The 21392-nt window shown below is 58.9% G+C and carries 18 protein-coding genes and 1 riboswitch; of the genes, 6 read left to right on the top strand and 12 right to left on the bottom strand.

What is annotated here, in order from left to right; translation table 11 throughout:
* Positions 1–70 precede the first annotated feature (70 nt).
* Positions 71–1957, bottom strand: coding sequence for a phosphomethylpyrimidine synthase ThiC (thiC, locus tag ACWKV4_RS03645; RefSeq protein ID WP_483831053.1), 1887 nt, complete (start codon positions 1955–1957; stop codon positions 71–73).
* A gap of 137 nt (positions 1958–2094) precedes the next feature.
* Positions 2095–2200: riboswitch (TPP riboswitch) on the bottom strand.
* A gap of 141 nt (positions 2201–2341) precedes the next feature.
* Between thiC and ACWKV4_RS03640 the strand changes: the two genes are divergently transcribed.
* Positions 2342–3778: a TolC family outer membrane protein gene (locus ACWKV4_RS03640; RefSeq protein WP_483831054.1), complete on the top strand. Its 1437-nt coding sequence runs from the start codon at positions 2342–2344 to the stop codon at positions 3776–3778.
* A gap of 134 nt (positions 3779–3912) precedes the next feature.
* Here ACWKV4_RS03640 and waaA read toward each other — a convergent pair whose 3' ends face one another.
* Positions 3913–5181: a lipid IV(A) 3-deoxy-D-manno-octulosonic acid transferase gene (gene waaA, locus ACWKV4_RS03635; protein WP_483831055.1), complete on the bottom strand. Its 1269-nt coding sequence runs from the start codon at positions 5179–5181 to the stop codon at positions 3913–3915.
* Between the two features lie 132 nt (positions 5182–5313).
* On the opposite strand from waaA, the gene ACWKV4_RS03630 reads away from it, so the two are divergent.
* The 4 genes from ACWKV4_RS03630 to ACWKV4_RS03615 are packed head-to-tail and all read left to right on the top strand — an operon-like array spanning position 5314 to position 8697.
* A complete protein-coding gene (locus tag ACWKV4_RS03630; RefSeq protein WP_483831056.1) occupies positions 5314–5646 on the top strand; it encodes an SMR family transporter in 333 nt (110 codons plus the stop codon).
* Between the two features lie 51 nt (positions 5647–5697).
* Positions 5698–6870, top strand: a complete 1173-nt coding sequence (locus ACWKV4_RS03625) for an NAD(P)/FAD-dependent oxidoreductase (protein WP_483831057.1) — start codon at positions 5698–5700, stop codon at positions 6868–6870.
* Positions 6867–7679, top strand: a complete 813-nt coding sequence (locus ACWKV4_RS03620) for an aldo/keto reductase (protein WP_483831058.1) — start codon at positions 6867–6869, stop codon at positions 7677–7679. The genes ACWKV4_RS03625 and ACWKV4_RS03620 overlap by 4 nt, the downstream gene beginning before the upstream one ends.
* A gap of 43 nt (positions 7680–7722) precedes the next feature.
* The gene (locus tag ACWKV4_RS03615; RefSeq protein ID WP_483831059.1) at positions 7723–8697 is read left to right on the top strand and encodes a metal ABC transporter ATPase; all 975 of its coding nucleotides are present in this window, start codon (positions 7723–7725) and stop codon (positions 8695–8697) included.
* Between the two features lie 119 nt (positions 8698–8816).
* Here ACWKV4_RS03615 and hldE read toward each other — a convergent pair whose 3' ends face one another.
* From hldE to msbA, 8 genes are all read right to left on the bottom strand, one after another.
* On the bottom strand, positions 8817–10238 hold the full coding sequence (gene hldE / locus ACWKV4_RS03610) for a bifunctional D-glycero-beta-D-manno-heptose-7-phosphate kinase/D-glycero-beta-D-manno-heptose 1-phosphate adenylyltransferase HldE (RefSeq protein WP_483831060.1): 1422 nt from the start codon (positions 10236–10238) through the stop codon (positions 8817–8819).
* 82 nt (positions 10239–10320) lie between these two features.
* A complete protein-coding gene (locus ACWKV4_RS03605; RefSeq protein WP_483831061.1) occupies positions 10321–10965 on the bottom strand; it encodes a sulfotransferase family 2 domain-containing protein in 645 nt (214 codons plus the stop codon).
* Between the two features lie 153 nt (positions 10966–11118).
* Positions 11119–11931: a hypothetical protein gene (locus tag ACWKV4_RS03600; protein ID WP_483831062.1), complete on the bottom strand. Its 813-nt coding sequence runs from the start codon at positions 11929–11931 to the stop codon at positions 11119–11121.
* Positions 11932–11967: 36 nt separating this feature from the next.
* Positions 11968–12687, bottom strand: coding sequence for a hypothetical protein (locus ACWKV4_RS03595; protein WP_483831063.1), 720 nt, complete (start codon positions 12685–12687; stop codon positions 11968–11970).
* Positions 12684–13664: a glycosyltransferase gene (locus tag ACWKV4_RS03590; RefSeq protein ID WP_483831064.1), complete on the bottom strand. Its 981-nt coding sequence runs from the start codon at positions 13662–13664 to the stop codon at positions 12684–12686. The genes ACWKV4_RS03595 and ACWKV4_RS03590 overlap by 4 nt, the downstream gene beginning before the upstream one ends.
* A gap of 94 nt (positions 13665–13758) precedes the next feature.
* On the bottom strand, positions 13759–15156 hold the full coding sequence (locus ACWKV4_RS03585; RefSeq protein ID WP_483831065.1) for a PIG-L deacetylase family protein: 1398 nt from the start codon (positions 15154–15156) through the stop codon (positions 13759–13761).
* A 3-nt stretch (positions 15157–15159) separates the two neighbouring features.
* Positions 15160–16056, bottom strand: coding sequence for a GNAT family N-acetyltransferase (locus ACWKV4_RS03580; protein WP_483831066.1), 897 nt, complete (start codon positions 16054–16056; stop codon positions 15160–15162).
* A complete protein-coding gene (msbA, locus tag ACWKV4_RS03575) occupies positions 16050–17870 on the bottom strand; it encodes a lipid A export permease/ATP-binding protein MsbA (RefSeq protein WP_483831067.1) in 1821 nt (606 codons plus the stop codon). The genes ACWKV4_RS03580 and msbA overlap by 7 nt, the downstream gene beginning before the upstream one ends.
* 119 nt (positions 17871–17989) lie before the next feature.
* On the opposite strand from msbA, the gene ACWKV4_RS03570 reads away from it, so the two are divergent.
* Positions 17990–18640 carry a BUD32 family EKC/KEOPS complex subunit gene (locus tag ACWKV4_RS03570; protein WP_483831068.1) on the top strand — a complete coding sequence of 217 codons (651 nt, stop codon included), beginning with the start codon at positions 17990–17992 and terminating at the stop codon, positions 18638–18640.
* A 10-nt stretch (positions 18641–18650) separates the two neighbouring features.
* On the opposite strand, the gene ACWKV4_RS03565 is transcribed toward ACWKV4_RS03570, so the two are convergent.
* Positions 18651–19553, bottom strand: coding sequence for a glycosyltransferase family 2 protein (locus tag ACWKV4_RS03565; RefSeq protein ID WP_483831069.1), 903 nt, complete (start codon positions 19551–19553; stop codon positions 18651–18653).
* A complete protein-coding gene (locus tag ACWKV4_RS03560; protein ID WP_483831070.1) occupies positions 19550–21292 on the bottom strand; it encodes a carbamoyltransferase family protein in 1743 nt (580 codons plus the stop codon). The genes ACWKV4_RS03565 and ACWKV4_RS03560 overlap by 4 nt, the downstream gene beginning before the upstream one ends.
* Positions 21293–21392: the final 100 nt, after the last annotated feature.

Genomic DNA, 21392 nt, shown 5'->3' with positions numbered 1-21392 from the left:
GCGTTTTGTTCCCGGGCTTTGCCCGGCCCCACAGGGCTGGGCCGGCATCACGCCCGGGAACCTGGCGGTCTTAAAGCTTGTGGTACAGCTGACTACCCGCCTCCCTGAACCGCTGCGCCTGCTCGCGCATGCCCTTCTCGGCGCTGACGTTCACGCTAGGGATGTGCGTGGCAGCGTATTCACGCACTTCCTGGGTGATTTTCATGGAGCAGAACTTCGGCCCGCACATAGAGCAGAAATGCGCCACCTTGGCCGATTCCTTGGGCAAGGTTTCATCGTGGTATGCCCGCGCGGTATCTGGGTCCAGCCCTAGGTTGAACTGGTCTTCCCAGCGGAATTCGAAACGCGCCTTGGACAGCGCGTTGTCGCGCAATTGGGCACCCGGGTGGCCTTTGGCCAAATCCGCGGCATGGGCGGCGATCTTGTAGGTGATGATCCCGGTTTTTACGTCATCCTTGTTGGGCAGCCCTAGGTGCTCCTTGGGGGTAACGTAACAGAGCATGGCGCAGCCGAACCAGCCGATCATGGCCGCGCCGATGCCCGAGGTGATGTGGTCGTAGCCTGGGGCAATGTCCGTGGTCAGCGGGCCCAAGGTGTAAAACGGCGCCTCGTCGCAGCACTCAAGCTGCTTGTCCATGTTCTCTTTGATCAACTGCATGGGCACGTGGCCAGGGCCTTCGATCATGCACTGCACGTCATGCTTCCAGGCAATCTTGGTCAATTCGCCGAGGGTCTCCAGCTCGCCGAATTGCGCTTCATCGTTGGCATCGGCGATTGACCCCGGGCGCAGGCCATCGCCCAGCGAGAAGCTCACGTCGTAGGCCTTCATGATTTCGCAGATCTCATCGAAGTGCGTATACAGGAAGTTCTCCTGATGGTGCGCCAGGCACCACTTGGCCATGATCGAGCCGCCCCGGCTGACGATGCCGGTGACACGCTTGGCCGTCAACGGTACGTAGCGCAGCAGCACCCCGGCGTGAATGGTGAAGTAATCCACCCCCTGCTCGGCTTGCTCGATCAAAGTGTCTCGGAACAGCTCCCAGGTCAGGTCTTCGGCGGCCCCGCCGACTTTTTCCAGCGCCTGGTAAATGGGCACGGTACCGATGGGCACGGGCGAGTTACGGATGATCCACTCACGGGTTTCGTGGATGTGCTTGCCGGTGGACAGGTCCATCACTGTGTCCGAGCCCCAGCGAATACCCCAGGTGAGCTTGGCCACTTCCTCTTCGATGGACGAACCCAGGGCGCTATTGCCGATATTGCCGTTGATCTTCACCAGGAAGTTGCGGCCAATAATCATCGGCTCTAATTCTGGATGGTTGATATTGGCCGGGATAATCGCACGCCCACGGGCCACTTCATCACGCACGAATTCGGCGGTGATTTCCTTGGGAATGCTGGCACCGAAACTGTGACCGGCGTGTTGTTCGGTCAGCAGGCCGGCGGCGCGCGCTTCCTGCAGCTTGAGGTTCTCGCGGATGGCGACATATTCCATTTCCGCGGTAATGAGCCCCTGCCGGGCGTAGTGCATCTGGGTCACATTGGCCCCGGCCTTGGCCCGGCGCGGTTGGCCCACATGGGCAAAGCGCAGGGCCGCCAGGGAAGGATCTGCCAGGCGCTCTTGGCCGAAGCGGGAGCTTAGCCCGGTCAGCCGCTGGGTATCTCCACGGCTGTCGATCCAGCTGGAGCGCACGTCCGCCAGCCCCTTGCGCACGTCGATGGCCACCGTCGGGTCGGTGTACGGGCCGGAGGTATCGTATACCAGCACCGGCAGATTGATTTCACCTCCAAAATCCGTAGGCGTGGCATCCAGGCTGATCTCCCGCATAGGCACGCGGATGTCCGGGCGGGAGCCCTGTACGTAGATTTTCCGAGACCGTGGGAAGGGCTGCACCGATTGCAGGTCTACTTGGGCCGATTCGCTCAGGTGGGGCGTGGCGTGTTGTTGTTCGCTCATACAGGTTCTCCAGCCAGGCTAAGGGGCGTCGGAGCGAACCTGAGGGCAAGCATAGGCAGGGGCACGAGCGGTGCCGGTACGCAAAGAGGCGTTCGAACGAACGACATCCCGGACCGAGCACAAAGAGGACTCGCCGGGAAGCGAGAAATCTTGTTCCCTACGCAGGCATCAACCTGATCAGGTTCAACGGGATCCGGAACTTCCGATCTCAGCCCCTTACATGGGGCACCCCGACAAGAACAGCCAAGAGTCTAGCCTTATCCTGTGGTAACGCCAACTGCCGTAGGTAATACTGCCCTGCCGCTCAGCGCAGCGTGGCACTGAGACAGTAGCGTGCACCACCGGGTAAGCTCCGGCGGCAGAATTCATTACAAGGGATTGCTTATGTTTAACGCCAAACTGCTGGCTGCTGCCGTGGGCGGGCTGCTGGCCAATGGCGCGCAGGCGGCCGTCGCGCCCCTGGCAAGCCAAACCGACTTGATGAGCGTTTACCAGCAAGCCGTGGATAACAACGCGGACCTGGCAGCGTCGCGCGCGGATTTTGCCGCGCGTCAGGAAGCCGTACCCCAGGCCAGGGCGGGGTTGCTGCCGAACCTGTCCGCAGGTGCCGACGTGAACGACACTCGACAGTCGCTGGATAAACCCGCCATGACGGCCAACCGCAGTGGCACCTCGTACCGCGCCACGCTGAGCCAGCCGATTTTCCGCGTCGACCGCTGGTTCCAGCTCAAGGCCGCCCAGGCCAGTGACCAGCAGGCAGGCCTGGAGCTCTCGGCGACCGAGCAAAACCTGATTTTGCAAAGCGCCGAGCGTTACTTCGCGGTGTTGCGTGCCCAGGACGCACTGGCCACGGCGCGGGCCGAGGAAAACGCCTTCCGCCGCCAGCTGGACCAGTCCAACGAGCGCTTCAACGTAGGCCTTACGGACAAGACTGACACCCTTCAATCCCAGGCCAGCTATGACACCGCCCGGGCTAATCGCAGCACGGCCGAGCGCCAGGTGGATGACGCCTTCCAAGCCCTGGTAACGCTGACCAACCGGGAATACAACGCCTTGCAAGGGGTGGTGCATACGTTGCCCATATTGCCCCCGCTGCCTAATGACGCTCGCGCCTGGGTAGACACCGCGATTCAACAAAACCTGCAACTACTGGCCAGCAATTTCGCGGTAGAGGCCGCCGAGCAAACCCTGCGCCAACGCAAAGCCGGGCACGCCCCCACACTGGACGCCATTGCCCAGTACGAAAAAGGCGACAACGACAACTTCCAGCTAAGCAACCCTACGGGCATCAATGGCCTGGCCTACAGTGGCGATGTGGAGCGGCGCACCATTGGCCTGCGTTTGGACATTCCGCTGTACAGTGGCGGCTTGACCAGCTCCCAGGCGCGCGAGGCCTACCAACGGTTCAGCCAGAGCGGGTATCGTCGTGAAGGCCTACGGCGGCAGGTGGTGGAGGACACCCGTAACCTGCACCGTGCCGTGAATACCGACGTAGAACTGGTACAGGCCCGGCACCAGTCGATCATCTCGAACCAGAGCGCGGTGGAGGCTACTGAAATCGGCTATCAGGTGGGCACCCGCAACATTGTCGACGTGCTCGATGCCCAGCGCCAGTTGTATGCCTCGGTGCGGGATTACAACAATAGCCGCTACGATTACATTCTGGATAACCTGCGGCTCAAGCAAGCGGCGGGCACGCTGAGCCCTCAAGACCTGCAAGACCTGGGGCAGTACCTGAAACCGGACTACAACCCCGACAAGGACTTTCTACCGCCAGACCTGGAGCGCCAGGCCAAGGCCCTTTTGAAACCGAACAAATAGCCCTGCCCGCCTGAGCGAGCGCAGCTCATCCTGTGGGAGCCAGCAAAGCTGGCGAATGATCTATAACCCTAGCAGCTGGGGCCAAAGCGTTATAGTTTTTAATGAGCGCGAACGCAGCTCGCGGACATGCGCCTCTACAACCGCTCCAACGCCGCCAGCAACCATGCCAATGCTCCCTGATTGGCACGCATCACAACTAACCCTGCTTCGCCCATGCGGCGAGCGTCCTGGGGCAGCTCGATCAGGTGGCGCACAGCGTCCGCCAGGCCCTCAGCGTTATCGATCAGCGTTAGCGCCTGGGCCTCGGTCAGGCGCGCGGCGATGTCCTGAAAATTGAACAGATGGGGCCCGCTGAGCAGCGGCTTGCTCAAGGCTGCGGGCTCCAACAGGTTATGGCCACCATTAGGCACCAGGCTGCCGCCCACAAAGGCGATATCCGCTACGGCATACAGCAACATCAGCTCGCCCATGGTATTGCCCAACACCACCTGCACCTGGCTCGTTACCGGCTGGTCATTAGCCCGCCAGGCCAGGCTTAACCCTGCCTGCTCAACCGCGGTGCCCACCTGAGCGAAACGCTCGGGGTGGCGCGGCACCAGGATCAGCAAGGCGTCGCCATGGGTGCGCAGCAGCTGTTGATGGGCCGCCAAAATGATTTCGTCTTCGCCCTGATGGGTGCTGGCAGCGATCCATACCGGCCGCTGGTTTGCCTGCCAGTGTTGCCGCAGAAGCTGGGCACGCTCGGGTAGCGCAGGATCTGGCGCCAGGTCGAACTTGATGGACCCGGTCACCTCCACGGTTTCGGCACGGGCACCCAGTTGTAGAAAGCGTTGGGCCTCGGCTTCGGTCTGCACCGCCAGCAGGCTCATCTGACGCAGCATCGGCGCGGTCAACTTGGCGAAACGGGCATAGCCACGCGCCGAGCGGGCAGACAAACGGCCATTGGCCAGGGCCAGGGGTATACCGCGCTTGGCGCACTGGGCCACCAGGTTGGGCCACAACTCGGTTTCCATCACGATACCCAGCCGTGGGCGCGTATGGTCCAGGAACCGCCCCATGGCCCAGGGCAGGTCATAGGGCAAATAACAGTGCTGCACGCGGGGGTTGCCGCCGAACAGGGCTTGGATGCGTTCGGAGCCGGTAGGGGTCATGCAGGTGAGGGTAATGCTCGCCTCCGGGTAGCGCTCCAGCAGCGCGCGCACCAAAGGCGCGGCGGCGATGCTTTCGCCCACCGATACCGCATGCACCCAAATCCCCCCTTGGGTCATGGGCGGCAGGCCATGGGCGAAGCGCTCGCCGATACGCTGGGCATAGGCCGGGGCCTTGCGCGCGCGCAGCCACAGGCGCAGCGCAATCAGCGGTAAACCCAGGTAAAACAAGGCGGTATAAAGCGTTCTGTTCATAGCGCGGGAGTGTAACTCAAGGGTAAGCAACACGCGTAATGCTGGTAAGTACGGGGCGTCATAGCATTGAGGGTAGTTGTGGCGAGCCAAGCGTGCGCCCAGAATGCTCCGACCATTCAGAGAGGAACCGGTATGACCGCTTATTACTACCTTGGAATCGCCATTGTGGCCGAAGTCATCGCCACGGCTTCAATGAAGGCGGTCAAGGGCTTCAGCACGCCGCTGCCGCTCATTCTGGTGGTGGTAGGTTACCTCACCGCGCTATTTATGCTCACCCTGGTGGTGCGCACCATCCCGGTGGGCGTGGCCTATGCCATCTGGGCGGGGTTGGGCATCGTCATGGTCAGCATCGCGGCACTGTTTATCTATGGGCAGCGGCTGGACCTGCCGGCTATCTTGGGCATGGGCCTGATCGTGGCGGGCGTGGTGGTGATTCAACTGTTCTCGCGCACCGCTGGCCACTGACCGCTCGACGGGCAGGTATACTGGGCACCTGTTTGCGTTTCGAGGTAACCCATGTCGTCTCCCCTCTCCACTGATGTTCTGATCGTCGGCGCTGGCGTCGCCGGCCTGTGGCTCAACGCGCGCCTGCGCCAGGCCGGCTGGTCTACCCTGCTGGTGGAGCAGGGCAGCCTCGGCGGCGGGCAGACGCTCAAAGCCCAGGGGATCATCCATGGCGGCGCCAAGTACGCCCTGCACGGCGCGCTTACCGGCGCGTCCGAAGCCATCGCCGATATGCCCCGGCGTTGGCGCGAGGCCCTGGCCGGTACCGGCGAGCTAGACCTTCGCGGCGTGCGCCTGTTGTCCGAAGCCCATTACCTATGGTCTCCCGGCACCTTGGCGGGCAACCTCACCAGTTTCTTCGCCAGCAAGGCCGTGCGCGGTCGGGTAGACGCGGTAAAAGGCGATCAGCTTCCCCCCGCACTGCAAAACCCCAGGTTCAAAGGCAAAGTGTATCGCTTGGCTGAGCTGGTAGTAGATGTACCTAGCCTGGTGGCGCGGCTGGCCGAACTGGCTGAGGGTAGCTTGCTGGCGGCCCGGCAGATCGAGCCATTGCGCGAAGGCGAGGCGGTGGTAGGCCTACGCATCGATGGGCGTGACGTGCGAGCCCAGCGGATCGTGCTGAGCGCGGGGGCCGGCAACGAGGCCCTGCTCTCGGCCTTGGGCATTCAACAACCGGCGATGCAACGGCGCCCACTGCATATGGTCATGGCCAAGGGCGCGGCGCTCAAGCCGCTATACGCCCACTGCCTGGGTGGCGGGCCTAAGCCTCGCATTACCGTAACCACCCACCCGGCGGCGGACGGCCAATGGGTATGGTACCTGGGCGGCGAGCTGGCCGAGGCAGACGGCGTAGCGCGCAGCGAAGCGGAGCAAATCGCCGTGGCGCGTAAAGAAATCAGCCAGTTGCTACCTTGGGTAGACCTTACCCAGGTGCATTGGGCAACGCTGCGGGTAGATCGCGCCGAGCCTGCGCAGTCCGGCTTGGCGCGGCCAGATAACGCCTTCCTGGCCAACGAGCCACCGCTGCTGGTGGGCTGGCCCACCAAGCTGGCGCTGGCCCCGGATTTCGCCGATCGGGTGATCGCCTCTCTTGAAGACGCTGGGCTCAAGCCCCTGCCTGGCTCACCCCTACCTGCCCTGCCCCAACCACCGCTGGGTACGCCTGCCTGGGAGGCCCTACCATGAGCCTGCCGTCCTTGCATGGCCTGCACCGGCCCCTGGGCAATACTGGCCTGATGGTGTCGCCCCTGGGCTTGGGCACGGTGAAGTTCGGGCGCGACCAGGGAGTGAAATACCCCAATGGCTTTACCATCCCCGATGATCAGCAAGCCGAAGGGCTATTGCGCCAAGCGCGGCAACTGGGCATCAACCTACTGGATACCGCCCCAGCCTATGGGCACAGCGAAACGCGCCTGGGCCCCTTGCTACGGGGCCAACGCGACCACTGGGTGATCGTGAGCAAAGTGGGCGAAGAGTTCGAAAACAATCAATCGCATTTTGACTTCAGCGCCCAACATACCCGGTACTCCGTGGAGCGCAGCCTTACTCGTTTGGGCACCGAGTGCATTGACCTGGTGCTGGTGCACTCGGACGGTAACGATATGTACATCCTTGAGCAGACCGCCGTTTATGAAACACTCGCCCGGCTAAAAGAGGAAGGAAAACTACGCGCGTACGGGTTTTCCGGCAAAACCGTGGAAGGCGGGCTAAAGGCCTTGGAACAGGGGGGCTGCGCCATGGTCACCTACAATCTGAACGATCAGACGCAGCGGCCGGTCATTGAATACGCGGCGTTACATGGTAAGGCCCTATTGATCAAGAAGGCCTTGGCCAGTGGTCATGCTTGCCAACAGCCAGGCATTGACCCGGTTCGAGCCAGTTTCGATGCACTGTTCACTCAACCTGGGGTTACCGCCGCCATCGTTGGCACCATCAATCCCGTGCACCTGGCCCATAACGTGGCCACTGCCGCCGCGGTCCTGAGCAAACGCTGAAAGGGCGGCGGCCGAGGCTGCGCCCGTACCGAAGGGAATTTCAATGCCACGTACCTTGCGCCGTAGCAACCCTGGCAACTTCAAGACCCAAACCCTGGCCGTGGAGGCTAGCCCCGAGGGGTTGACCTATCAGGCCACCGGCATGCCCATCAATTTCAGCCAAACCCTTGAAAAGCGCCGGCCCATTACAGTGGACGATCCTGAACGCTTCCAGGTGGAGCTGGCTAATTTGGGGGTGTCCGTGCGCATGACCCTGGCTTGGCAAGGGCGCGATTACTGGGTGCTGGTACGCCAGCAGCGAGTGGACCGAGGCGATGTGGTCCTCAAGCTGATCTCTGGCTACGTACCGGCCCATGAACTGAACCTGCCCTTGCACACGGCGGTGCAGGAAATAGCTGAAGAATGCCTGCTGGAAACCCCGGAAGGCTGGCTCAATGGGCGCTTCAAGGACACCTGGCTGCCGGCGCCTTACAGTGGTGCCCTGCGCTACCGTGAGAACGCCCCGTTCATTCTGCGCCCGGATACCGGCGAAGCGCTGCCAGTGCGCGGCGGTAATCTGACCTTGATCGAGCGGCCCAGGGCCTATGTTCACCTGCCTACCGCGTCGCTGCAGTTGGTGTACGACATGCGGCTGGAAGTACCCAAAGAAGCCAAGGACTTGAGCCTTTACCACGTAGACGAGCGCTTGGAGAACGGCGAGCTGGTTACCCGACTCAGCCGCAGCCACCCAGACTTGTACCTGATCCCCCTCAAGCAGGGTGTACCCCTGGCCGAGCTCTATACCCTGCGCAAGGGCAAATTGGTGCCTGCCGCCACCCGTGGCCTGTACCTGGCGGAGAGCTTCGGGCGCCAGGAGGGCTGGGTGGTCAACGAAGACCGCGTGCGCTGGCGCGAATGGCTATCTCGCCAGGGAATCAACGCCCCGGCCAAGCCTAAATCCCGCATAGGCCGCATCACTCACCGCGCCAAGGCCTTGATACGGCTGGCGAGGAAGGGGCGTACGGGGGACAAAGGGTAGCGTTGCCCGGTATGGTTCCAGGCTGTTGTAGGAGCCAGCCGAGCTGGCGAAGATGGGCACGCACAACGCAAGCCCTAGGCTATGAACCGCTTCGCCAGCGCTGCTGGCTCCTACCAGGGTTAGCGGTTACGAATTTTTTCGACGATGGCAGTGGTAGAGCTGTTGGCGACCAGCCCTAACACCTTCACTATGCCGCCATAGCCCCGCACGATATCCGCGCCGACCACCTGCTCCACGCCGTAGTCACCGCCTTTTACCAATACGTCAGGCTTGACGTGGCGCAGCAGCGCTTCGGGGGTGTCTTCGGTAAAGCTCACGACCCAATCCACCGCGCCAAGGCCAGCCAAGACCGCCATGCGCCGATCCACGCTATTGATGGGGCGGCCCGGCCCTTTGAGCCTGGAGACGGACGCATCGTCGTTAGTGGCCACGATCAGCCGATCGCCCTGGGCCCTAGCCTGCTCCAGATAGGTCACATGGCCTGCGTGGAGGATATCGAAGCAGCCATTGGTGAATACGATCCTTTCTCCGTGGGCCCGGGCATCATCGATCGCCAATAGTAGCTGCTCCAGGGTCAGTACACCGCGCTCCGAGCCCTGTTCGCGAGAAATCGCTCGGCGCAGCTCAGGGGCACTGATCGCCGCGGTCCCCAGTTTGCCCACCACGATACCCGCGGCGAGGTTAGCCAGGGCTACCGCGTGAGGCAGCTCCTCCCCGGCGGCGATAGCCGCGGCCAAGGTAGAAATTACCGTGTCACCGGCGCCGGTAACATCGAACACTTCCCGCGCACGGGCTGGCAGGTGCAAGGGCGGATGGTCAGCCCTGAGCAAGGTCATGCCATGTTCGCCACGGGTCACGAGCAGGGCTCCTAGTTCCAGGTCGGCCATCAAGGCCGCACCCTTACCCACCAGATCTGCCTCGTCCACGCAGCGGCCCACGATGGCTTCGAACTCGCTTAGGTTCGGGGTGATCAGGCTGGCGCCACGGTAACGGCTGAAGTCCTTGCCTTTAGGGTCTGCCAGTACCGGGATCTGCCGCTGACGTGCAGCCGCAATCAAGGCCTGGTGGTTTTGCAGCGCGCCCTTGCCGTAATCGGAGAGTACCAGCACCTTTACGCCCGCCAGTAAGGCGTCTACATCCGCGCTCATTTGCAGCGGGTCCGTGGCAAAAGGCTCTTCGAAGTCAATACGCAGTAATTGCTGATGCCGGCTCATCACCCGCAGCTTGACGATAGTAGGCTGATGGGCGATGCGCTGAAAGTGCGCTTTGACCCCAGCGGCGCCAAGGCTGGCTGACAGGCTCGCGGCGGCTTCGTCTTCGCCGGTCACGCCCACCAGCGATGCTGGCGCGCCCAAGGCGGCGATGTTCAACGCCACGTTGGCGGCGCCGCCGGGGCGGTCTTCAATCTGATCGACCCGCACAACCGGCACTGGAGCCTCCGGAGAAATCCGAGACGTGCCGCCATGCCAATAGCGGTCGAGCATCACATCGCCGACCACCAGAACAGGTGCTTGATCGAAACGCGGCATCGACAACTTCATGGCCCAACCCATCTACCAATTAACAAAGGCGGCGATAGTACCACAGGGCGTGAGCAGGGCTTGTCAGCGGCGATGCAGGGCCTCAGTCAAAGCCCAGCAAGGCGTAATCGGCGGCGTATACTCGGCGGATACGCTTGCGTGCCCAGGTGCTAACGGCATACCGCGGCCCACGTGGCCGTTCGTAGGCCAGGGCAGACCAAGGAAGCTCGGCGCTGATGCAGAGAAAATCCCGCAACGAAGCGAAATCTCGCTCAAGGCGATCGAAGCGCCCAATGAAATCCAGCGCCAACGCACCCTGGGCGTTTAGCAGAAAGTCCGTCTGGGGGGCGAAGGCCACATGGCCACGCACATGCTCTTCCCGCAGCCAGCGGCTAACAAAGCCCTCGAAGCTTTCGTCCATGTCAAAGTCTTCGCCGGATTCAGCAGTAACGAACAGCCGGCTTTCCATCCAGCGCGCCCACGCTACATACACCCGCTCTACCGGGTCGCGCACGAACGTAAAGGTAAAACTGGTCGCGCACTCCCTAGGAAACTGGCGCTCATACCAGTGCAATGGTACATGGCCAGGGTTCGAACCGCCGAACAGGGCACTGTGGATGACCTCGCCCTCGCAATGGGGCACGTTGAGGAACAAGCAGCGCTGAGCCCGGAAGGCTTCTGGGAAGCGAGTGGGCTGTGGGAAGGGTTTGGTGCCTACAAGCAGCCGATTGCTTTCAGGGAATGCCATAACGCGGCTTGCCTGACCCTGCACAGACCGGGTTGCGATGGTGTTCAATCCCATGATGTTCGTGCCGCTAGCTGTATTCAAGCCGAACAGTAGCAAATAGCCACATCCAGGGCATTAGCGCTTCGTCTGAAAGACGTAAGCCAGCGATGGATGCTATCGGCTATCCGTGCCTTTTCGTTCCAACCAAGTGAGGAATTCGACCTTCGGCTGAAAGAACCTGTTTTCCCGTTTGCCCATGCCTGACGTGGATGAAAAGGATTCATCAACCATAGTGCCGTCTATTCGAACTCTGGACGCACGTGTTGGTAACACACGCACTTTGGCGCCGGCTCGCTGCAATACGTATTTCAGCAACCGCTCCGAATGCAGCTTTCGCCCTGTTGCTTCGCAGAATTCGAAAATACACTCTATCCGTCTGCCATAACTACGGTAGATATCCCGACCACATAGTGCGAAACGGTCATTAACACCCCCCCACCATTGCCACTCCGGAATATACGCATGACGACCGTGCGTAGGCGCGCTTGCAAGCATATAGGTCGGCAGCGCATCGTGGTAGAACAGATCAGGCCTGGCGAAAATTACAAAGTCTGGCTCCCACGGCTCTAACAGCTCAGTTACAGCTCTAAGGGAATTGAGTTGGTAAACAAGATTCCGTAATGAAGCGTGTTGGTCTGCCCAAGTATCACCCAGCGCCTTTATGCGGTCGAAGTCCCAGCGCTCCAATACACCTTCGTTGGTATCAAGCACACCTGTCATATGCTCGAACACGCTGTAGTTGTCTTCGCCTAACGCTCCGCTCTCTCCTGACCGTTGATTATGGACCTGGTCAAGCTTGTACAAGTGATAAAAACATTTAACCGTACAATCTGTAGGCAGTACACCGAGAAGATTCGCCTCGATCGAAGGGAAGCATTTCTCCGATTGCCGGGGAATGCCAAAAAAAGCCACTGCAACTTTCAACACTGTTCTTCCTCTTTCACCCTATGCCGCTACCTACGCTTAGCGACTACGAATAAGCTTCTTCAACCACGCGAAAAACGTACCCTTCTGAGCCGCTTTCAAAGCTATTGAATGTACATCAGAGCGCAGCAACCATTCTCGCTCATAATTCCAGGCATGACCGCCCCAGAGCTTTCCTGCTTCGTTGGAAAACCCCAGGGCGAACAGCTGATAGTCATACCCAAGCCGTTGTCGCAAAGCGCTCAGCAACACCATGGCATTGAATCCCGTAGAAGGGCCCACGAAACGTTTGCCGTTGGGCCGCTGTACCGGGTAATTCCATAACGCTGGCAAAGGAATTCGCTCGCGCAACAGCATTACACCTGGGACAGCGGACATGGGCGCGGCGCAACCTACCAACAGGGTAAAACAACGATGACCATGGTGATGAAAAAACTGCTGTATTTCCAGTCGATATGGCAGGCCAAAAAAATATTGGTCTGGCGCGTTAAAGCCATGAACGAAAACGTTGACGGGGGTCCTCTGAAGAAGATCGTATTTTATGCACGTATTGAATGAGACCACGATATCAGCCTCGCTCAACTGCAACGTGTCTATGTCAAGGGCGCTGATTGCCGGGTTGTTAGCGATGAATACGACCCGCCTAGCCCGCGCTAAGCAAGCCGCAAGCGCAGGTGGCAATGCAGAAATGATGTCCTGTTCCCCTCCGGGTAATACCGTCAGGTCCAGTTCATCTGGGTTTCGGGGTTGATCACTCATGACAACGGCGGCACCTTCATCCCATAGCGCACCTTTACCCATGCCCGTAACAACGCCGAGGGCGGCGACCAAGGGCGCATTTCGCGCTCTACCTCATGTGCCAAGTCCTGACCTACTTTCGAAAACGCATAGCGGCTTTCTGCGAAAGCCTGACCATTACGGGCAATTCGCTGGGCGAGCGCTGGGTTTTCTTGAAGAAGTTTCAATTTGGCAATGGCATCGTCTTCGGAGCTGTAGAACACCACGTTATGCATGTCTTCGAACCCTAGCAGGCGATCTTCTTCACCTTGGCTCCAGGCCAGAAGAACGCAACCGCACGCCATGGCCTCGAAGTTTTTGATCATAAATTCGCCCATGCCGAGGTCGGCACTCACGAAGATTTCGATACGATTGAGCATTTGCAAATATTCGTCGCCGGATGCGGTGCGTGTGACCAGCATTCCTGTACGTGCGGCCAGTGCTGTAAGCAGGGCCTTACGCTGAGCGTACTCGGTGCTTTTGAGGCTACCGAGGAAGCCCACCGGTATATCACGCGGCTGGTTCAGGTTATGAAGCATCTGCTCGTCATAGCCTTTGGATACGAATACCGCATCGATGTTTTCTTCCTGCAGCTTGCGCGCTACAACCGCGCCTGAAACCAAGGCGCGACACCAAGGCAACTGGTGGTACAAGCGAGAATAAGTGCCCTTGTACTTGCTGCCTACCATGTAATTCTGATAGGCGTCGTGCTCGATAAATACTAGCCCAGGAATGCACTTGAGGACACCGACTTGGCGTGCGATCCGCTTAACCCGGAAAAACATCACTATACGATCAAAAGCGTGGTAATTGACCGAGGCTAGAAAAGCACCCAAGTTCATCTGCTGCTGTTTATTGAGCCGATGAATAGTGCAGTCTTGGCAATGTTGCTGAAGGATTTCGTACAGGCGATCCAAGATAACACGCTGTTCGTCCATTACCAAAAGCATGACTTTCATGGTCAATTCCTTATCTCACAGAAACAGGCCACTGCGGAGCGGCGCAAACGGCTGCGGAGTCTAGCACAGGGGCATCGCCTGCCTGATTGCGCCGCTACAGTGGATGGACCCAGAACAGCTCGTGGCGCCTGACCGCCTTGCGGAAAAACTCATCCTCTCCCGTTTGCGGCCATTCACGGCCAACAAGGTACCGTTGGATCAAGCGCCGGGCACGCCGCTTCCAGGGCAGAGGTCCCTGGAGGTCGTGTTGCATGCGCAAGGCCATGGCTTTATCGAGCTGCGTCGCGGGAGGCAAAAGCGGGCTCCATAGGGCATAAGCGGGCATGGCTTCGATAACAGGGGGTAGTGCTATGCCATTACCCGCGGGCCCCATGGGCCATCGGTCGTTGTCATGCAGATGGTTCGCATAATAAAGGGCATAACTAGGTTTCCACGTACTGGCCCTTATAGCCTCAGCCAGTGCCTGAGTACTGGCTATATGGTCTGCATGAGGGTCGAGCGCTGGATGGGGAGTTAGGACGACCTCAGGACGATAATGCTCCAACAGCGCTACCAGGTCAGCAACCAGATTGACCCAGTTCGGCTCACCATTTTCGTCGCCTGGAAGGCTGAGCGGGTTGTGCTTGCGTACCGAGCGTATATCGGACTCGCCGGATGCCATCGATCCGAATACCAGCCGTGGGTCAGCAGCCATTTTCGGCAGTTGCAAGCAGTAGTAACCCAACTGCACGCAGTGGGTTTGCGCTACGCCGCCCCATAGTGGCGCAGCCAAGCTGTCCCATGTACGCAGCCGCCCTTTGAGCTGCGCGGCTTGCTCAGATGACAAGCCCAGGGCTTCGTACGCGTGTGCTTCGATCTCCCCCTGGGTCAGCGTAACGATACTGACATCCGGGCACCGCTGGTACTGTCCGAACGCAGCCAGCTCGGCATCGTCAGCGTGGGGCGCGATGATCATCATGCGCAGGTCGGTAAAATCGGGGCTGCTCATCACGAACAGCCGGGCCTGCCCATGCAACCTGCAATGGCGGCCTTTCACCCGCAGGCGACCGTCCTCCAAAGTTTCGCGTTGCCCAGAGAGGTTGAGATAACGAACGCCACCTACGCCTCGCTCGAAGTCTTGGCGATCATCGCCAACAATTACTCCAGGGTCGAGTAACCAGCCTAACCAGCGGCAGCGCACGTGCACTTCCAGAATCAGCGTCTCACCGGGTGGCAATAGCCCCTCAATCACAACTTGGCCTTCCTGCGCCAAGTGCACGACATACGGTTGCACCTGATCAGGAAAGGCATAGTGATAATCGTCAGTGGGGCTATAAAACAAATGATCGGCAAACCAAGCCTCGTGGGCCACCCAGCAGAAGGCAACGAAAACTATCGCCACCCATGGACTTGTCAATACGCCTAGCCCCAGGGTTACTGCAACGAAGGCCAATAGCGCCATGCGTTTGCGCCTACGGTAAGCCTTCAACAGCCGTTGTTTGCGCTCAGCCATGGTTTAGGTCTCGAACACCGGTACCCCATGGCACCAGCGATCCTTGTATTCGCGATCCCCGCGGCCAAAAGAATAACGCAAGGTTCTCCCTAGGCCTCGGGCGTAATCCCATTCTTGCTGCGTATTTAAAAAGCTCAGCACGCTACCTGGGCTGAATGCTCGGCTTTGGGGGTCTACCCCACCGTTGATATATTCAACAGATACCCATTCAGGGCTCTCTACCCTATAAAGAACCTGAACCGCAATAGGCGCTGCATCGAGGAAAATTACCGAACCGGTCATGAACTCACGCAGTGATCCGAACACGTCTACAAGATGATCGACACCTGGCGCTGCCGCACCCCATCGGCGTTGGAACAAGTCCGCATAGACGGCGGCCATTTCTTTAGAGGTAAGTGCCTGGACTGGACGAACCTCGCCACCGGCTTCTTCAAGCAATCGCAGTTCACGCCGTTGGTTGTAACGAAACTTTTTCGAGTAATCTTCGGGTGCTCGGGCCATGGCCAGGGTTTCGGTTTGAGGCCGCAGGGTACTCACGGTAGCTTCATTGAGGGCAGACACATACCTCACTTGCTGTCGAACAGGGACCTGGGTTCCAGGGGCAATAGGCAAAATCACCTCTGCGTTTCCGAGGTCAAAGATTCCACGCTTGCGCTGCTGTTTAAGTACCTCTTTGCTCAAGGCCAGGTAACGCCCCCAACATGCAATACCCGCGACCAGCACATCATTTACCCGGTAGCCCAGGTAGCGTGGCTCGATACCCGCTAAAGCTGAAAGTCGCTGCACAACGGCTGGGTGAGTAGCCACGCTGCCGCCGAAACGTTGCCATAGCCCTTCGTAAGTCAGGGCATCGATTTCTTCCCAATCACGCTCCCTCCACCATCGCAACGCCCTTAGCACGGGTCGCCTTCCGATTGGGCTTCAGTCACGTTAGCTTTCTCGAATTGGCGAGCGTGAAGGCGCGCATAGTAACCGTTCATGGCAAGCAACTCGGCATGTGTGCCGCGCTCCACAATCCGCCCTTGGTCCATGACCAGGATCAGATCCGCTTTTTCAATAGTGGACAGTCGATGAGCGATTACCAACGTGGTACGGTTCTTCATCACTTCATCGAGCGCGGATTGAATGTGGCGCTCAGACTCGGTGTCCAGGGCTGACGTGGCCTCATCGAGAATCAGCAACGGTGCGTTCTTCAGCAAGGCTCGAGCAATGGCCAAGCGTTGACGTTGCCCACCGGACAGCAGTACCCCGTTTTCCCCTACCAAGGTTTGGTAACCCTCTGGCATGCGGTCGATGAACTCATCTGCATAGGCAGCGGCAGCGGCGCGCCTCACCTCTTCAATAGGCGCCCCTGCTAGATCTCCATAGGCAATGTTATTGGTTACGGTATCGTTGAACAGGGTCACGGCCTGAGTTACTAAAGCAGTGTGATGGCGCAAATTGCGCAAGGTGTAGTCCTGGATTTCTACGTCATCGAGCAGTATTTGGCCTTCACTGTGTTGGTAGAACCTAGGCACCAGGCTGGCAAGGGTAGACTTGCCACTTCCTGAACGGCCAACCAATGCAACCATTTGGCCAGCTTCCGCCACAAAGCTAATGCCATCGAGCACTCGCTTGTCCGTACCTGGATAAATGAAACTTAAGTCCCGCACTTCCAATCGGCCAGTGACACGCGCCACTTCCACGGTACCCTTGTCCACCTCTGGCATTTCGTCTAATTGTTCGAAAATGCTCTCGGCCCCTGCTACGCCTTTTTGGATAGTGGAGCTGACTTCCGAAAGCTGGCGGATGGGCTTTGGCAACAGCCCAGCCATGGTGATATAGGCAACGAGATCGCCGGCGGACGAATCGCCGCGCAGGTAAAGGACCAGAAACATGACGATTGCCATGCCTGAATAGGTGACCAATTGCAGCATAGGCGTATACACGGCACCCGTCTTGGTCATCTTGAGTTGACGGTCAGTGTTGCTCTGGGTGGCCCGCTGGAAGCGGGCCTGCTCATAGGTCTCGCCGCCGAAGCTACGCACTACGCGATAACCCTGAATGGTCTCGGAGGTCACATGGGTAACATCACCCATGGCATCCTGGACCTTTTTGCTTTGCTTGCGGAATTTTTTGCTGGTGCTGCTCACCATTACTGCGATCAGCGGCAATATCGCAAGCATTACCAAGGTAAGTTTCCAATTCATCCACAACAGCGAAATGAAAAGGAAAATAACCGTCATGCCTTCCCGGATTACTACCTTGATAGCGTCTGTGGCCGCGCCCGTCACCATCGTAACGTTAAACGTGATGCGAGAAATAAGGTGCCCCGAGTTGTGATTGTCGAAATATCGATTCGGCAACTCAAGCAGTTTGTTGAACAATACGATGCGCAAGTCCTGTATTAGGCCAAGCGATACGCGTGCCAGAAAGAAGTTACCTATATACGACCCAGCACCTTGCCATATGGCGATGACAACGATCATCAACGGGACAGCCTGAAGCAGTTGCAGGTCCCCTAACCATGGGTTGCCAGGGAACAGGGACGCCTCAGGATTGGAAAGGCCATCTACGAAGTATTTGAGGATATACGCCAACATAGGCTGGGTAGAGGCAAAAATCAGAAACCCCAAAATGCTCAGCAAAAATAGCCCTATATAAGGCCGTACATAGGTGAGCAGGCGTAGATAGATTTTCAGGGTCGACTGAGGCTGAGGGGGCGGATTGCTCATGGTGTTCCGTGCACGAAAAAGGGCCACTCTAGCACAATCCCCCTGCCTCATGAATGAAGCCAGCGGGCCAAGCGCAGACAACTCAGGTAAGATGTTCGACCCCTTTTCGAGGAGCATCGATGCAAGCGCTCAATCACTTAGCCTATCTCGCCCTACGTGAAGGCGCGCGGGTCATAGAGGCCGACGGCTCAGGCGATAAGGTGCTGATACTGGCGGACGGCAGCATGTTGAAGTTCTTCAGACGCAAGCGCTTGATAAGTTCTGCATTGCTGTTTCCGTACGCCAAACGCTTTGCTGGCAATGCTCAAGCATTGCGCCAGCGCCACATTCCTTGCCCTGAAGTCCTTGCGGTGTATCGCATTCGTTCGATAAAGCGAGACGCGGTCCATTACCAACCCTTGCCAGGCCAAACGGTTCGACAAGTCTTCAGCAACGCACACGAATCCGGGTTGCGCCGTGAGTTGGGTGCCTTCATAGCCAGGCTTCATGCCAAAGGGGTGTATTTTCGCTCACTGCACTTGGGTAACGTGGTGGTCACACCTGCCCAGCAGCTTGGCCTCATAGATATCGCTGACATGACGTGTCAACGCAATGCCTTATCCATAGCCAAGCGGTTGCGTAATTTCCAGCACATGCTGCGCTATACAAAGGACGTACAGTGGCTGGTGGCAGCCGGCGCTCGGCCATTTCTGGAAGGATATGAGGCGGAAATGGACTCCACTACCAACAGCTCGCTATTGATGTCTCGCCTCGGTGCGCTATTGAGCTAAGTGGCCAAGCTCAGCCCTTGAGGAGCATCCTGGGTAGCTTGCGCAAGTAGCCCCAACGCAGGGCTTGGCTTGGGCTGTAAGTGAAGGCCAGCCAATAGAAGCGCTTGGCTGCATTCCAGTCTCTTGCCAACACCGAATTACGAAACAGCGAAAGGTAGCGCTGGGCCTTATAACGGGGTTGTAACCCTTGGCATGCCGGGGGCAAGCTGGCAAATACCTCTTTTACGATTGTCATGGCCGAGGCTTCGTCATCACGCAAATTGCGTAGACTGTCACAGTGCTTGTGAATACGTGCGATGGGCTCGCTTATCGTAGCGATACGCCCGTTTACCAGCAGATACGCAAATACCGGGATATCTTCCCCCGCCTTGAGGTTTTCAGGATACGGGCGTGCTATCAACAACGTACGGCGAACCAGCATGCAGCTGTGGCACATCACTATCCGCTTTTGCAGCAGGTATTGCCGGATCAGGCTCCTCGCAGGCTTCTGGGGAATTGGAGTGGCAAGCCTTAGCTTTTCTCGCTTATCCGAAGTGACCGATAAGTGCGCGCCAAGAACAAGGTCAAGCACAGGTTGGGCGATTAGCGCGCGCCGGAAGGCCTGCAACGCGCCTGGTGTTAATTCATCGTCCGCATCCAAAGGCAACACGTATTCTCCACGTGCCACGCGGATGCCGGTATTCCTTGCCGCCGCGGCGCCCGCGTTGGCTTGGTTAACAACACGTAGGGATGGCCAACGGTTGGCATATTCTTCGAGCAGCTCAGCCGTTCCATCCACCGACCCGTCGTCTACCACAATGACTTCGACATCAGCCTCAAGCTGCGAGGTTACTGAGCCTAGTGCACGCGGCAGGTAGTGAGCGTAGTTGTAGGTAGGTATAACCACGCTGATCAAGATAGTGCCCGAGCTCATTCCCGCTCCGCAGACTTCACCACCAAGATATCCTCCATGATCAGGTATTGCAGGTCCGACCCAAAGAACATGTTCAAGGCATCGGTAGGCGAGCAGATCATGGGTTCGCCGCGGCGGTTGAGCGAGGTGTTGAGCGACACGCCGTTACCGGTGAGGCCTTCCAGGGCTTTCATCATGTCGTAGTAGCGCGGGTTGTACTCACGCTTAAGCACTTGGGCGCGTGACGTGCCGTCCTCATGCACCACTTCCGGCACGCGGCTTTTCCATTCCTCGGCCACTTCGAAGGTGAAGGTCATGAAGGGCGCCGGGTGGTCGACCTTGATCATCTGCGGCGCCACGGTATCGAGCATGGACGGGCAGAATGGGCGCCAGCGCTCGCGGAACTTGATTTGGTGGTTGATACGGTCTGCCACCCCCGGCACGCTTGGGCAGCCGATGATCGAGCGCCCACCCAGGGCGCGTGGGCCGAACTCCATGCGGCCCTGGAACCAGGCCACCGGGTTGCCTTCGACCATGATCTGGGCGATCCGCTCGGGCATGTTTTCAATCTGCTGCCAGGCAGGCTTGCTAGGGTGGCGCGCACAGGCGGCGATCACGTCTTCGTTGGTATAGGACGGCCCCAGGTACACGTGCTCCATTTTCTCCACCGGCACGCCGCGGGCATGGGACACATAGGCCGCGGCGCCCACGGCGGTACCGGCGTCGCCCGAGGCCGGCTGCACGAACAGCTCTTTTACATCCGGGCGGGCGATGATCTTCTGGTTGAGCTTGACGTTCAGGGCGCAACCGCCAGCGAACGCCAGCTTGCCGGTCTCCTTGAGCACGTCGCCCAGGTAATGATCAATCATCTGCAAGGCGAGCTTTTCAAACAGCGCCTGCATGCTGGCGGCGTAGTGGATGTACGGCTCGTCGGCGATATCTCCTTCACGCTTGGGCCCCAGCCACTCGATCAGCTTGGGCGAGAAGTAAAAGCCCTTGCCCTTCTCTTTGTAGCGGCGCAGCCCGATCACGTTAGCGTAATCAGTGTTGATCACCAGTTCGCCATTTTCGAAGCTGGCCAAGCGGGAGAAGTCATATTTGCTGGCATCGCCGTACGGCGCCATGCCCATGACCTTGAACTCACCGTCGAGCATTTCGAACCCCAAAAACTCGGTGATCGCGCCGTACAGGCCGCCCAGGGAGTCAGGGTCGAAGAACTCCTTGAGCGTGTGGATCTTGCCGTTTTCACCGTAGCCAAAGAAGGTGGTGGCGTACTCGCCCTTGCCGTCGATGCCGAGAATGGCGGTTTTTTCGGTGAAGCCGGAGCAGTGATAGGCGCTGGAGGCGTGGGCCAAGTGGTGCTCTACCGGCTCGATCTTCACCTTTTTGGGGTCGAAGCCCAACTGCTCCAGGCACCAGACGATTTTTTTGCGGTAGCGCTTGTAACGGCGGTTGCCCATCAGGATGGCGTCGAGGGCTCGATCCGGTGCATACCAGTAGCGCTTGGCGTAATGCCAACGGGCCTTGCCAAACAGGCTGATGGGCGCAAATGGAATGGCCACCACGTCGACGTCCGCGGGCGTGATACCGGCCTGTTCGAGGCAGAACTTCGCCGATTCGTAGGGCATGCGGTTCTTGGCATGCTTGTCCCGCACGAAGCGCTCTTCTTCAGCGGCAGCGATCAGCTTGCCGTCGATGTACAACGCAGCGGAGGGGTCGTGGCTAAGGGCGCCGGACAGCCCGAGAATCGTCAATGCCAAGGGTCAGAGCCTCTGGTTACTCAATACGCGCATACGTGAGCGCGACATTGCTGTTAATCGAAAGCGCGCGAGTATAACCCAACCATCGGCAGCTCAATAC

It is taken from the genome of Pseudomonas artemisiae, assembly GCF_057128685.1.
This window is presented reverse-complemented; position numbering and strand designations above follow the sequence as displayed.

Bases quoted from the DNA above. Each gene is read 5' to 3' on its own strand.
- thiC (WP_483831053.1), bottom strand. From the start codon at position 1,957: ATGAGCGAACAACAACACGCCACGCCCCACCTGAGCGAATCGGCCCAA.
- ACWKV4_RS03640 (WP_483831054.1), top strand. From the start codon at position 2,342: ATGTTTAACGCCAAACTGCTGGCTGCTGCCGTGGGCGGGCTGCTGGCC.
- waaA (WP_483831055.1), bottom strand. From the start codon at position 5,181: ATGAACAGAACGCTTTATACCGCCTTGTTTTACCTGGGTTTACCGCTG.
- ACWKV4_RS03630 (WP_483831056.1), top strand. From the start codon at position 5,314: ATGACCGCTTATTACTACCTTGGAATCGCCATTGTGGCCGAAGTCATC.
- ACWKV4_RS03625 (WP_483831057.1), top strand. From the start codon at position 5,698: ATGTCGTCTCCCCTCTCCACTGATGTTCTGATCGTCGGCGCTGGCGTC.
- ACWKV4_RS03620 (WP_483831058.1), top strand. From the start codon at position 6,867: ATGAGCCTGCCGTCCTTGCATGGCCTGCACCGGCCCCTGGGCAATACT.
- ACWKV4_RS03615 (WP_483831059.1), top strand. From the start codon at position 7,723: ATGCCACGTACCTTGCGCCGTAGCAACCCTGGCAACTTCAAGACCCAA.
- hldE (WP_483831060.1), bottom strand. From the start codon at position 10,238: ATGAAGTTGTCGATGCCGCGTTTCGATCAAGCACCTGTTCTGGTGGTC.
- ACWKV4_RS03605 (WP_483831061.1), bottom strand. From the start codon at position 10,965: ATGGCATTCCCTGAAAGCAATCGGCTGCTTGTAGGCACCAAACCCTTC.
- ACWKV4_RS03595 (WP_483831063.1), bottom strand. From the start codon at position 12,687: ATGAGTGATCAACCCCGAAACCCAGATGAACTGGACCTGACGGTATTA.
- ACWKV4_RS03590 (WP_483831064.1), bottom strand. From the start codon at position 13,664: ATGAAAGTCATGCTTTTGGTAATGGACGAACAGCGTGTTATCTTGGAT.
- ACWKV4_RS03585 (WP_483831065.1), bottom strand. From the start codon at position 15,156: ATGGCTGAGCGCAAACAACGGCTGTTGAAGGCTTACCGTAGGCGCAAA.
- msbA (WP_483831067.1), bottom strand. From the start codon at position 17,870: ATGAGCAATCCGCCCCCTCAGCCTCAGTCGACCCTGAAAATCTATCTA.
- ACWKV4_RS03570 (WP_483831068.1), top strand. From the start codon at position 17,990: ATGCAAGCGCTCAATCACTTAGCCTATCTCGCCCTACGTGAAGGCGCG.
- ACWKV4_RS03565 (WP_483831069.1), bottom strand. From the start codon at position 19,553: ATGAGCTCGGGCACTATCTTGATCAGCGTGGTTATACCTACCTACAAC.